The organism is Bacillus sp. AK128 (genome assembly GCF_053903075.1).
In genome coordinates this window covers 1,774,067-1,787,838 of record NZ_CP096379.1, presented here as the reverse complement: position 1 = coordinate 1,787,838, position 13,772 = coordinate 1,774,067, and the positions used below count along the sequence as shown (strand labels likewise).

The following is a 13,772-nucleotide window of genomic DNA, read 5'->3' as shown; positions in this document are numbered from 1 at the left end:
ATACCCCCAGTTTTTACCTTAGCAGCTAAATTGTGCATTATGTAGTATGGCTTCTTAGGTAAGAATCATAAGGTGATAATTGAATTAAGTTTATCTAATAGCTTGAAACAGGTTGAGTTTTATACCTTTTCCTTCTTAAGCAACAAAAACAAACAGCTACTGATCCATGAAGAATCAGTAGCTGTTATTATTATTTAAAACTCTTTAATTAGACACTACATCCCTTTTGCTTAGTAGAGTATTTAATCGTTCTGAGGTGAGAAGCATAGCCGCAATATATACCATGACAAAAAACGGGAAGATTCCAATTGTTGTATTCGACGCAATGATACCAAGAAGAGGTGGCAGAAAGGTACCACCTGTATAAGCTACAGCCATTTGATAGCCCATAATAGTTTGGGAATGAGTTTTCCCAAAACGTGACGGTGTTTCATGTAACATACATGGGAAAATTGGTGCAAATCCAAGTCCAATCATGATAAAACCAACAAGAGAAATTGTCGACGACAATGGAAGCAATAGAAGTAAAGATCCAACTAGTGCTATTATTTGACCCAATCGAATTAGCATACGACTGCCGATCTTGAACATAAGAAATCCAGTTAGAAATCTACCAACCGTTAGTCCTCCCCAGTAGAATGACACCCACTGTGCCGCTGTCACCGCAGGTAATTCCTTAACATTTACAAGAAAGCTGCTCCCCCATAGCCCTATTGTTGTTTCAACCCCACAATAAAAAAGAAAGGTCAGCATTGATAGCTTTACTCCTCTTATTTGCAATGGCTTTACTTGTTCGGTATTTTCATGACCAGACTGAATTGGGATGTCCTCTGAAGTCTCATTTAACTTGGTTTGATTGTTCTTCGTTATTTTATTCCACAAGGGTAATGAGAATAGAAGAATAGCTGCCAACACGAACTGAATGATTGAGATTGTAAGATATCCGTTTCTCCAAGCATGTTGCCCTGAGATAAACTGTGCCATAATAATAGGACCTAAGGTGGCTCCAACGCCCCAAAAACTATGTAACCAGCTCATATGATGTGCTTTATAATGGATCGCAACATAATTATTTAATGCTGCATCAACAGCTCCTGCACCTACTCCAAGAAGTATAGCCCATACAACTAACCAAAGAATGGTTGGAGCAAAATAAAAGCCTAATAAAGCACTTGCTGTTATTAAGCCACTAAAAAATGTGACCATTCCAGTTCCAAACCGCTTTATTACTTTACCACTAAATAAGCTTGAAACAATCGTTCCCCCTGCAATGGTCATGAAAAGTAACCCTGCAGTATCAAGGGAAGCTCCAAAGTCCCGTTGCATGACAGGCCAAGCAGCTCCCAATATTGAATCTGGTAAACCTAAACTAATAAACGCTAAATAAATAATAACCAAAAGTAATATTGTCATGTTTACTACATTATCTCCTCACTGTACTTACTTAAGATGTACTTTTGTACTCCGGGGTGAATCACAAACTACTCATTGGTATATTTAGATTCTTTTAAGTTATGTCTTTAATCGACCTCGGTGTTCTTTGAATTCCTCATAATTTAGGACTGTTCCAGTTTACTAGGTTCTATCCTGCAGGAAACCCAAATAACGACCTAGAGACCCATCTACTTTTAATAAATATTAAAAAGATCAGATAAAAAAATTATAATTGACAGAATCATAACTTTAACATAATATTATCCTAACAGTTAAATATTATCTCCTAAGGGGAGTAGCTTTTACAATAAAGTCGTCATTGCGGAACAATAGTTCTCGGCTTTATTGGCAACTTATGTTGTTAGCAAGACCTTACCATATATCGGTAAAGGTCTATTTTATGTTTATTAAACCTTTACCATTCTTGGTAAAGGTTTTTTTTGTGCACGAAGTGATCAGTTACCAATATTATTCCTGTATTTTCACCCAATTTATCCTGATGTTTCAAAATGATCATTAAAAAAGGAGAGAAGATAAAGATGAGAAAAACTAAGGTTAATTTTATGGAGTTAGTAAAGAAGAACAAAGAAGAGCTATTAAAAGATAAGGTTCAAGTTGAAAAGATTGAAAAGCGCGTTGAGCAAAAAATAATTAGCTTCAAATAATTTCTTAGGAGGTGGAATGGTTGATACTAAGGAAATACATGTCTCTATTAGGAGTCGGTTCAGCAAGGATCGATCTTGTTTTACCAAAAGAAACATATAGTCCAGGAGAAAGAATTAAAGGATATTTTAAAATTGTAGGTGGGACAATTGGTCAGCAAATTACTCGTATTGACAGTGATTTGGTATTAGTTAACCAGACTAAAAAGAATGAAAAGGTTATTGACTTCACAACAATACTCACAAAAAAACTAATTAACTCAACCGAAGAAAATGAATTTCCATTTACTTTTATATTACCGAATGATGTTCCCGTTTCATCTGATGAGATATCATATCGTTTTCATACAAAGCTTACGTTTAATAAAGGAGTAGAAAGTAGAGATCAAGACCTTATAAGGATTGTCTAAACTAGAGTAATAGATTCTTTTTACTAGGCTGTTTTCGCATACTTTGTTGCTATTTTAACAAAAAATAAATTAATATTGAGTCCGTTGATTTCCGCTACAGTCACTCGCTTTCCACGGGGAGGGACGTGAGCCTCCTCACTAGAAAAGTGTAAGTGCCTCGTTTAGCTCCGACAAGCAAATGTTCCTTCTAGAAAAAAAAGGGTGCCTTTCCCTTTTATTCTAGAAGGGTTATTTGACCTCGAGGAGCTAGGCACTGCAACTAGACAAGCTTCGCCTGCGGGGTCTCACGCTTCCCTCTATCTCCAAAGAAAAAGCTCTTTCCTTTTTCCTTGTAGGAGTCGAGTGCCTTCCGCTCCAATCAACTCAATGTTCTAACAAAAGCAATTCACATAGCAACAATCATTACGAAAACAGCCTTTTACTAAGAGGATAAAATCAACAATTTTTGAGTAATCTTTGCAGGATATTTAATTTAACCCTATATCCTTTCTAACAGATTAATTGGTTCATTATTAAGGGGGAGTTTATAAATGGAATTTTCAATTTTAATAGAATATGCTTGGGTACTACTTTTATTAATCGCAATAGAAGGATTATTGGCAGCTGATAACGCACTTGTGCTTGCAATTATGGTTAAGCATCTTCCAGAAGAGCAAAGAAAGAAAGCGTTGTTCTATGGGCTTGTAGGTGCCTTTGTTTTCCGTTTCGGTTCACTGTTTGCGATCTCGTTCCTTGTTGATGTATGGCAGGTTCAAGCACTAGGTGCACTATACCTCTTATTCATAGCTTTAAATCATATTTTCAGAAAGATATTGGTTAATAGAGAAAAGAAAAAAGCTGGTCTAGTAAAAGAAAAGAAAAAGTCTGGATTCTGGATGACTGTATTTAAAGTTGAGTTAGCTGATATTGCTTTCGCAGTTGATTCGATCCTTGCAGCAGTTGCATTAGCTGTTACATTACCAAATACAAATCTCCCAAAAATCGGAGGACTAGATGGTGGGAAATTCCTTGTCATTTTTGCAGGTGGATTAATGGGATTAATTATCATGCGATTTGCCGCTAATTACTTTGTAACATTACTTCAAAAGAGACCAGGATTGGAAATCGCTGCATTTGTTATAGTAGGATGGGTTGGAGTTAAGCTAGCTGTATTTACGTTATCTCATCCTGACCTTGCTATTTTACCAGTTGGTTTTGCGAAATCACCTGAATGGAAGGTTACATTCTATGTAGTTCTTATCCTAATTGCCGCAGCTGGTTGGTTCTTATCAAAAGAGAAAAAAGAAGAAAACACACCGGCAGTATAGTAACATTAATATTAAAGCAACTTGTTAGACCTGAGTCTGGTATACCGGATTCAGGTTTTTTAATTTTCCACAGTAACTTGTTATGTTTATATTGGCAACGCTACTTTTACAACATTCTTTGAAACTATTGCAGTGCTTCATCCGTATAATAAATAAATCATAAACAGGAGGATTTCATCATGTATGAATATAAATTTGTGAAGGTGGACCTTAGTAATTGGAACAGTAAGCCAAAAGAGGATTATCAAGATGTTATTGTTAACCATGCAAAGGATGGTTGGAGATTTGTCCAAATATTTGCACCTGCTACTAGAGGATATGGTTCTGCCGCATATTTTGAAATTATCTTTGAAAGGTCCTTTGATTCATAGTAAACGGTTCCAATACTGTGGGGAAAACGTAAAAAAACGAGTGAAATAACATACCAAACAGGTATTTTAACACCTAGTTAGCATTTGAAATAGAAAACAAAAACGATTGGAGTTTGTGTCCAAGCGTTTTTTGCTTTTATGTTCTTATTGAACGTTACCTTAAGTGAGAGGTCTCACAATCTGTATTATAGAAGAGCATTGACCTTTATCTTTACGAAGTAACTAATGTAAGTTGTTTTCAAGGATAACCACTCTCCCACGTTCCTAAAAAACATTTTTAATCTCATAGAAGGTTACTGTCCTGTTTCTATTGAAGTATATAAACACTTACTTATAAATGTAGTTTTGGAGGAATTATTTAAGCTTGAAAAGTAGAAATTTTCAAAATTTAAAACTTAAACCCTTTTCCATAGATGATTTCTCATATGTTCTACTAATGGTCAACCCTTCAAACCGAAATTTAATTGTAAGCTATGGACCTTCCACAAAAAGTATCCCTTCTCAATCTACACCATATAAAATAATAGTTTGGTGTTAGAGAATGTTAAATTAACAGAACTACACGCTTTTCTTTTATTGCTTTCAACTAAATGTACTAGTTATTTAGACCCTTAATAATCACTTTAGTCCACCATTCCACTTGATCTATAGATTTCAAGAAAAAATCCCGTAATTTTTTGTTAACTAGAAAAACAAGAGGTAATCCATAGTTAGAATACCTTATGGGTTACCTCTCTTTAGTGCGTATTTAACAAAATCAGGAAAGCAATTCCATGGATTTTAATATCTAATCAAAACTAGTCCCTAACCTATACGAATAACTTTTTCATTTCATAAACTATGACAAGTTAGAAGGGAGGGATTTTAATGCCATTTTTTCGGACCTCGTTTTGTTCGTCCACTTCCAATATACCGTCGTGGTTATAGACTTGGATATAGAACTGGATTTGTACCAGGATATGTACGCGGATTTAGACGTGGATTATTTGGACCTTTCTAAAAAAGGATTATTTAACTTTTTGATGATAATCCTTTTTCTCTCCATAAAGAAGGATTGTCATCTCACAAACCTTTATCTAAACCCAGCTCCAATTGAACAATATCAAGAAATTAAGTAAAGAGGACTAACTGGTATGTCCCGCCATATATAATGCTGGTAATTCATCTTTAAATGTTGACCAGTCTTCTTCCATTTCTTTATCCGCTAACAAACATTCATCAAGCAAATCAGAAATTTCTTGATGGTTCATATCTATACCGATCATAACTAACTCTGTCATACGGTCTCCATATTTGTCGTCCCATTTCTTTAAAAGTTCAGGCTCTTCTTGTAATATATAATTTTTCTCCTCTTTAGAATAAGCTGCAACCCATTCTCCAGCTCCTTGGATAATGATAGATGTTCCAGCTTGAGACAATAGACCAGCGATATCATTTCTTGAAGCTAACCAAAATAGCCCTTTTGCTCGAACTACGTCTACCGGCCATGTCTCTAACCATCTTTTCCATCGCTCAGGATGAAATGGCTTTTTCCTTCGATAAACAAAAGAACTTATACCATACTCTTCGGTTTCTGGAGTATGCTCTTCATTTAGCTCTTTAATCCATCCAGCACCATTACTAGCCTCTTCAAAGTCAAAAAGATATGTATTTAATATTTCACCTAAGTCGATCTTTGATTGAATTGTATCAATAACCTTGGCATGAGGATTTAGCTTTTGTAATACAGCATGTAGCTCTTGGCGATCCTCTTTTTTTATTAAATCAACCTTATTTAGTAGAATCACATTTGCAAATTCAATTTGGTCGATTATCAAATCAACAACATCTCGGGTATCTGTCACATCAGTGGCTTCTTTTCGATCTAACAGGCTATCACCAGAAGCAAAGTCATCCCAGAATCGGTTTCCATCCACAACTGTTACCATAGTATCTAGTCTACAATATTCCGAAAGATTTATATTAAGCTCTTCGTCTATGTACGTAAAAGTTTGTGCAACTGGAATTGGCTCTGATATTCCAGTCGATTCAATTACAATATAATCAATATCACTGGCTTTAACTAACCTCTCCACTTCAATCATTAAATCTTCACGGAGGGTACAACAAATACAACCATTTTGGAGTTCAACTAGCTTTTCCTCTGTTCTTGTAAACCCGCCTTGTTTTACTAATGCCGCATCAACATTCACCTCACTCATGTCATTTACAATTACAGCAATCTTTTTATCTTCTTTGTTAGCTAAAATGTGGTTAAGTAAGGTTGTTTTTCCAGAACCTAGATATCCACTTAGAACTGTTACTGGAATTTTATTAATCATTTTCTATCCTCCGATTTTGATAATAAGTATCATTACGATTTAATAGGTATAGGTAGAAACAATCCTTTCAGCTGCTCTTCTAGCTCCTGATATATTTCTTGATACGGGTCCTATTTCTAACTCTGCTAGAGGACCAGTAACATATAAATGAGGACACCATTCTAGATTTTCATTGATGATTGGAAAACCACAGTTAGCACAGCTCAGATTTTCGTCAACTATTAATTGCTTTAGCCAGCTTTGTTCTAGCAATGTTGATTGAAATCCAGTCGCTAAAATGAGGGAGTTAGCTTTCATTACTTGCTGGCCGTCATTAAGATGTAATAAAAAATTGTATTTATAATGAGAGGTGGATAAGCTGTTTACTTCTCCATCTACAATAAATAACATTCTTTCCTTTACTAACTTACGTATTTTAAGGTGAAGTTCATTTGGGATGGAGCCTCGATGACGTGCGTTTTGGATCATCCGTCTTCGTTCATTGTAATCATTAATCTTCTTAAAAGCATTCATATTTTTGGGGCCAAGCCAGCCTGGATCACTGTCAAAATCATGGACTCGAAACGGATGACGTTTTAGCAATGAAACCTTTCCTGGGTAAAGACTAGATAACTTAATAACTGTATGAACTGCTGAAATCCCTCCTCCAACGACAACAATTGGTATGTTAAGATTCGTTAAGCTTAAATCAGTTTGATCATAAATATGATGTAAATGATTTGATGCGTCTCCCTTTATCGTCTTTGCCCACTCAGGTAGTACCGGCTCTCCACTAGTACTAATTGCAACAATGACTCTTTTCCCAGAGAAATAAGTCCCCTTGTTTGTATGAACATTCCAACTTTGGCCATGTCGTTTAAGACTCACCACTTTTCCTTGGTAAAATGCTTGATTCAATCTCGTTTCTCTTATCACATTCATGCAATGTTCATTAAATAGGTCGAGAGATGGTCGTTTGTAATGACCATAAAAACATTTTCTATCTCCTAACTGTTTACCAAACCTCTCTAAACTAAATGACTTTACATCAATATGATGAACTCCAGGAGAGCGTAAATATTCCATTCCTATTCGGTCCGTATTACATTGCCAGTTAAATAACAGCCTTTCATTTGGATCAATAATTAAGAGATCTTCTACCTGTGCCACACCACTCTTTAATAAATATGTAGCAATTGTACAGCCGTGAATCCCGCCCCCCACAATTATCCAATCAAACATGTTAATCCCCTTTTTTAAATCGTAATTATTACGATTTATATTGTATATAATATCTTAAATAAATTCAAGTTCATTATATTTATTTTAATAAAGGATTTGGTCCAAGAATCTGATTTGAAAACACTCGTTTAATTTCTGGGGAATTTACTTTTACAACATCCGTCGCAACTATTACTGTGCTTCATCCATATAATAAATTTTTTCATAAACAGGCGGTTTTCATAATGTATGAATATAAATTTGTAAAGGTTGACCTTTTAGCACCTTAATTAGAATAGGAAATAGGAAACTAAAAACGCTTGAAATCAAGCGTTTTTAGTTTCCTATTTCCTATCTTAAAGTGGATTTATCACATAATAGCTATTTATTATTATCAATAAAATATGTATCATACGATTCTTTAAATACATAACCCAGCTTTTTAGCTAATTCAACAGATTCAAAATTCGCTCCATCCCAACTAGGGTACTTTCCTCTATCAATACAATCTAATATTAAGGCAGAGGCTACGATTGTCGCTAAACCTTTCCTTCTATGGACTGGGTGACTAGCAACTTCAATCTCAATCCCTTCGTCATATATACTAAATGATGTTGCCGCTGAAACAACTTTTCCTTCGTTTAAAATAGCATAACCTAACCCTCTATTAACAAAGTCATCAATAGAATTAAATTGACTTGTGAAATCTTCTGAAAGTTCATTGAAAGATGATGATTGTGCTATATTTTTATCAACTCTCATAAGTTCATAGCCTTTTGGTAACGAAGACATTAGGTTCTCTATATGCGTTCTGTCCAAATGTTCGGGATTCTTTTTAAACCTATATCGTTGAAACTTCTCAATATTGTAGATATGAACTGTTTCTAAACGTTTTTTCCATACATCAGAATCAACAATTGCAAGAGTAAATTCTGGAAGATTGAAGAGTAATTCTTCGGCTTCCTTGGCATTGGGATTCCCAGCATAAAACACAAAAATCCCCACAGTTATCTGAGCAACTGTTGGATTCTCAAGGTCGTCCACCCAAGCAGTCCCCATATGTCCTTGGAGATATGAAAGTAAAATAGAGCTATCAATCTTTTCAAACATAGGTACTAATTTTTGCCTTACATTGAAATCTGCTTCATAAATCATTAAATTCCTACTTTCCCTAAAAGTAAATTCATTTTACTAAACCATACTACCATAGTAATTACATGAGTAATGGAAAATATTGAGTTTTTTTAAATTTTAACATTGATATCATATTAAACAATCCTGCTTCATTTAAAAACAAACCTTCACAACTCTATGTTTATTTTAACTTTAAATTACAATTAATTGATGGCTCTTTTAAAATTACTAAAGGAAATGACATACCAACTAACGTATTAATTAGTGCGTTAACAACAGTTATTGTCATTATGTTATTTTAGGTGCGATTTGGTTTGCGAATCCAAGTGTATAGACCCATTCACAAACATCCAGCATCCTTCTAAACGCTCTATCCTGTGATTAATACTTTTTCATAACGTAGCCTTGACTATTTACTTAGCTTTCATTGTTTTTACTACTTACTCTATTTTTTCAATAGTTTCTATTTGTTTGAAATAGAACGACTCTCGTCCTTTTTCTTGAAGGCCATATACGTAACTGTTAAAAGAATAATTCCGCCTAATATTTGTATAGTACCAGCCAAAACTGATAATGTGCTCTGTTTATAAATAGTTAAAGTCATTGCTCCACTTCCTAAACCTAGTATCGCAAGTGCAAACCATATAATTTTTTGAACGTTTCTATTTACCAATGTTTAATTCCTCCCAAATCCCAAAAGCCTCAAAGTATTTCTTTTTATAAATTCGCTTCATAATGCTCTTCATCAAGCTTCACTAGCTCAAGTTCTTTTATGTTTTCACTTAATTTCAATGCTAAACTTTGAATTCCAAAAAATTCTATAAAAGTATGACTTCCAATTATTAGATTGATCCCTTTAAACTTAGCATATTGAATCGTATACAAATTACATTCGCCTGTTATGTATACATCACACATATTTTCAACTGCTTCCTTAAGGCAAGTGGTTGGCGCTCCATTACCACAGACTAATCCCACTCGCTTCACCTTTTTATCATTAAACCTCCATGATTTTACTGGCTCTTCAAGTAGAGTTTCAAGAATTTTTACTAATTCTTGAAACTCAATTTCATGATCATATTCTGCGATTCTACCAAAATATAACCCTTCCCATTCATGGGTTCTTTTAACAATCTGTAAATCCAACTTTTTTAGTAAACTATCATTTGTGCCAAAGTTACAGTCATCAAGTGGCAAGTGATTATAGTAGTGACTTATACCATACTCTTCTAGTTTTTCTATGCATGCCTCTTTTAATCCATATATTTCATCCCATGCATCGTGATGTGTCACCATCATATCAACCCCATGACTTCTTGCTTCCTCTATAGTATCAAGAGTTAGGTTTACACAGTATCCGATTTTTTTAACTTTCTTTTTTGCTTGGTATGTAATCCCAGATTCACTTGAATAGATTTCTTTACTTGTTACATTAAAAAGATCATTAATTCTTTCAACTATATATGACACATCCATATATTTACCTCCTCTAATTCACCATGCTTTGTATCCAATTCTGTTATTCTTCTTGTAATTATAATTTAACATAAATATCCAATTGAAAACCCGTTAACCTTAAGTTTAGTTAAAGATTCAGAAGGCCAATTTATAGTTAACCTATTTAGGCTCAGTCTTTATTTCAAAAGCTGTGTTAAACATTGTTGTTGATTTTCGTTACAGGACACTCAATCAACTCTGCTAAAAATCAATATTCTACTTTAACATAGGCATTTCATATAAATTCTACAAATCTGCTAATTTTAAGTTCATTAATATTATGAGATCTCCTATATCTTTACAGCTTCTCATCTCTTCCTTACTAATAAGTAATTCATAACCTTCGATTCCCTTTAAAAATACAGCAGGAAATTTAACTTTTGGGAAGTCACTTTGAAGCTCATCAAGATGTAGAAACGTAACTTTATATGGAAGAGTCTGCAGAAAGTTCTTCCACTCTCTGTTCATTGAAATTAGTCCATAAGTTAGCTGACATAGCTCACACGGATAGGTTTCAGGCGAAACTCGTTTATGAAGACTATCAAGAATTCCATTCCAAATACCACTTTTAGCGTTGTATATAAAAATAATCTCCAATGACATTTTACCTGCTCCCTTAATAAGTTTATAAGAATCTTTTATGTACATTCTTTCATAAAGTCAACCGAATTAGATACCTTTTAATGTGTAATAATCTATTTCACGTTAGATTTCATAAATTAAGTAAATCACAAATTAGTACAAACCAAGCTAAATTTTTACATGATAAAAGGCACCCATCACTGAGTGCCTCTTGAATCTATACATTATATCTTAAATTTTGCGATAACAGATTGTAAGTCTTGTGCTAAACGGGACAGCTCTTCACTTGCTCTAGACGTTTCTTCAATTGAAGCTGTCTGTTCCTCGATTGATGCCGACACTTCCTCTGTTGACGCTGAATTTTCTTCTGCAATCGCAGATAGACTTTCTAGTGTGATGATGATAGAATCCTTCACTGCTTCCATATCTTTACTTGACTCTATTAGCTTTTGGACAGTTTCACTTGATTCCTTCATAGCTTTGTTGATTGAACCATATTTTTCTTTGCTAGCCATGATGCTATTGGCTTGCTCTTGAAAAATGACAGACATCTTCTCCATTATTTCAACAGCTATCTTAGAATTATGCTGTAATTCGTTAACAACTGAATTAATTGTTTTCGTAGAGGCAGTCGATTGTTCTGCTAACTTTCTAATTTCATCTGCTACCACTGAAAACCCTTTTCCTGCTTCACCAGCTCGAGCTGCTTCAATCGCAGCATTAAGCGCTAATAGATTTGTCTGCTCGGCGATAGATGCAATTACACTACTTGCTTCCTCGATCTTTTTAGCACTTTCATTGGTTTTTAAGATTCCTTCCTGAACCTCTTTTGTTGCAATATTACTTTCTCCAGCAATTGTTGTTAACTTATCTATTTCTACTAATCCCTCATCCACAACTTTAGATACTCGCTGTGATGCTTGATTTAGCTCTTTTACATATTGTTGATCCTTTTCTACGGTCTCACCTAAGAAGACCGCCTTAGAAGATCCTTCTCCTGTACTTCGAGCTTGATTTGATGCGCTATTTGCTATTTCTGCAACTGCTCTTGCTACTTCTTCAGCAGCACTTGCTGATTGCTGTGAGTTAGCTGTAAGTTCTTCAGATGATGCAGATACTTGCTCCGATGATTGACTTATCTCATTAATAATCTCTCTCAAATTATTGGTGATCGTTTGCAATGTTTTTGCTAAACTACCAACTTCATCTTTTTTTCGAATAAGTGAATCTGGAACATCCTCTCGAATATCAAGATTTGCTAATTTCTTTGAGTATTTACTAATGCTTATAATAGGTCTCGTAATTGAACTGCCTATTATATAAGTAATTGAAATACTCACTACTAAAATAATAAGAGTGACAAGCATGATTTTGTTCTGAAGATCTGGAATAGCATCTAATACTTCAGTTTCATCGGCTGTAATAACTAAGATCCATTCAGAACCTAAAACTGGGGCATAACCTGCATATAAATGGTTTCCTTTAAAAACATAATTACCTACACCACTTTTTTCTTGAAGAATTCTATTGAATAAGTCAGCAACAATCTGTAAATTTTTATCTTCTTTTGCATCTTCAATTGGATTGAACTGATCTAATACCATATCTGTATTTTTATGGGCAACAACAGTTCCACTAGCATTAATCATATAAGCGTAACCTTGTTCACCATACTTCATTGCATTTGTAAGGGCACTCAGCGCATTTCCATCCCTTTGCCCAATAAGAGCACCTACAATTTCTCCTTGATTATTTTCAATAGGGACAGCGTACACGATTTCTGGTTGACCCGTTACAGTACTAAAAAATAAATCGGAAATATTCGCCTCTCCACTAAGAGCCTTCTTTATATATGGTTCATTTCCTATGTTTGCTGTTGTACCATCCTGGTATCGAGCGACACCATCTTTACTAACAACGGCCAGTCCTAAAAAATTGGTTTTTTCTAATTGCCGTTTTAAAAATGGCTGTTGTTGGTCCCAATTCATGCTTATGATAGCTTCAGTACCAGCCAACATTTGTAATGCTTGTTGTTGGGTTTGTATTCTACTCTCTGCCAAGCGCGCTCCTTCAGCTGAAATTGCCTGTAATCCCTCTTCAGCTTCACTCAGAATAGAATCACTTGCTCTCTGGAGAATAAAATAACTTAATGATAGTGAAATGACTAAAATTAAAATTGAAAAAGAAACGACTAATTTTGTTTTAATACTCTTCATGTGTCTAACTCTCTCCTGTTGTTATCAAAATAGTAATCGTCCATTTGGTTTTATCACTTTAACAAGTTACCGAACTAAAGTAAAAAGACAATGGATGGCTCTTTAAAGTAACAAAAAACCACTCTCTCTTTTAGAAGAAAAAAATGGAGCCCCTTTAGTTTTGCGTCCCATCTTTTGAGATCATTTGCCAAATAAACTATTAAGTTTTAATCGTTTGTTACTATATTACTATTATGATAGTACTATCATCGTTCATCTTTGTAAACACTTCTTGCCATTGTCAAAAAAGTGAATTTTTAAAGTCCATTAAACCAAAATACGGAAGAGAAGTCACCTTGTTTGTATTATTTTTTTGCAGTTTATATTTTATTTTGAAACGAATAAATCGCTGCTATAATAACGTTTGTAATGACATTCACATCTTACTTCCCAAACAAAAAAGGACAAAACCACGTTACAGAAATATTGCTTCCCATCCTATAGTGATGGACTAATTCCGTAAAGAATTTTGGGATTACCAAAAATTACTAGAAGATTTGAATTAATATTTCAGTATTGTTATTTGAATATTTTTAATTCACACTAAATTATTACTCTCATTCCATATGTTTAGTGTTCTCAGTCTTGTTCATAGGAAA

General features: G+C 34.3%; 12 protein-coding genes. 4 read left to right on the top strand and 8 right to left on the bottom strand.

The window, feature by feature from the left end; all coding sequences use genetic code 11:
• Window positions 1-204: 204 nt before the first annotated feature.
• Complete coding sequence (locus M1D60_RS08730; RefSeq protein WP_456278773.1) at window positions 205-1,413, bottom strand: MFS transporter; 1,209 nt, start codon at window positions 1,411-1,413, stop codon at window positions 205-207.
• A gap of 560 nt (window positions 1,414-1,973) precedes the next feature.
• On the opposite strand from M1D60_RS08730, the gene M1D60_RS08725 reads away from it, so the two are divergent.
• From M1D60_RS08725 to M1D60_RS08710, 4 genes are all read left to right on the top strand, one after another.
• Window positions 1,974-2,099, top strand: a complete 126-nt coding sequence (locus tag M1D60_RS08725) for an FbpB family small basic protein (protein WP_456278772.1) — start codon at window positions 1,974-1,976, stop codon at window positions 2,097-2,099.
• An 11-nt stretch (window positions 2,100-2,110) separates the two neighbouring features.
• Window positions 2,111-2,506, top strand: coding sequence for a sporulation protein (locus tag M1D60_RS08720; protein ID WP_456278771.1), 396 nt, complete (start codon window positions 2,111-2,113; stop codon window positions 2,504-2,506).
• A 530-nt stretch (window positions 2,507-3,036) separates the two neighbouring features.
• Complete coding sequence (locus M1D60_RS08715) at window positions 3,037-3,813, top strand: TerC family protein (RefSeq protein WP_456278770.1); 777 nt, start codon at window positions 3,037-3,039, stop codon at window positions 3,811-3,813.
• A 179-nt stretch (window positions 3,814-3,992) separates the two neighbouring features.
• A complete protein-coding gene (locus tag M1D60_RS08710; RefSeq protein ID WP_456278769.1) occupies window positions 3,993-4,184 on the top strand; it encodes a DUF4177 domain-containing protein in 192 nt (63 codons plus the stop codon).
• 1,124 nt (window positions 4,185-5,308) lie between these two features.
• Here M1D60_RS08710 and M1D60_RS08705 read toward each other — a convergent pair.
• From M1D60_RS08705 to M1D60_RS08675, 7 genes are all read right to left on the bottom strand, one after another.
• A complete protein-coding gene (locus M1D60_RS08705) occupies window positions 5,309-6,505 on the bottom strand; it encodes a GTP-binding protein (RefSeq protein ID WP_456278768.1) in 1,197 nt (398 codons plus the stop codon).
• Between the two features lie 39 nt (window positions 6,506-6,544).
• Window positions 6,545-7,726, bottom strand: a complete 1,182-nt coding sequence (locus M1D60_RS08700; protein ID WP_456278767.1) for an NAD(P)-binding domain-containing protein — start codon at window positions 7,724-7,726, stop codon at window positions 6,545-6,547.
• A 360-nt stretch (window positions 7,727-8,086) separates the two neighbouring features.
• The gene (locus tag M1D60_RS08695; protein ID WP_456278766.1) at window positions 8,087-8,860 is read right to left on the bottom strand and encodes a GNAT family N-acetyltransferase; all 774 of its coding nucleotides are present in this window, start codon (window positions 8,858-8,860) and stop codon (window positions 8,087-8,089) included.
• Between the two features lie 442 nt (window positions 8,861-9,302).
• Window positions 9,303-9,512 (bottom strand): hypothetical protein, encoded by a 210-nt coding sequence (locus M1D60_RS08690; protein ID WP_456278765.1) that lies wholly within the window; start codon window positions 9,510-9,512, stop codon window positions 9,303-9,305.
• A gap of 44 nt (window positions 9,513-9,556) precedes the next feature.
• Window positions 9,557-10,315: a Nif3-like dinuclear metal center hexameric protein gene (locus tag M1D60_RS08685; protein ID WP_456278764.1), complete on the bottom strand. Its 759-nt coding sequence runs from the start codon at window positions 10,313-10,315 to the stop codon at window positions 9,557-9,559.
• Window positions 10,316-10,582: 267 nt separating this feature from the next.
• Window positions 10,583-10,939 (bottom strand): hypothetical protein, encoded by a 357-nt coding sequence (locus tag M1D60_RS08680; RefSeq protein WP_456278763.1) that lies wholly within the window; start codon window positions 10,937-10,939, stop codon window positions 10,583-10,585.
• A 203-nt stretch (window positions 10,940-11,142) separates the two neighbouring features.
• The gene (locus M1D60_RS08675; protein ID WP_456278762.1) at window positions 11,143-13,134 is read right to left on the bottom strand and encodes a methyl-accepting chemotaxis protein; all 1,992 of its coding nucleotides are present in this window, start codon (window positions 13,132-13,134) and stop codon (window positions 11,143-11,145) included.
• Window positions 13,135-13,772 lie beyond the last annotated feature (638 nt).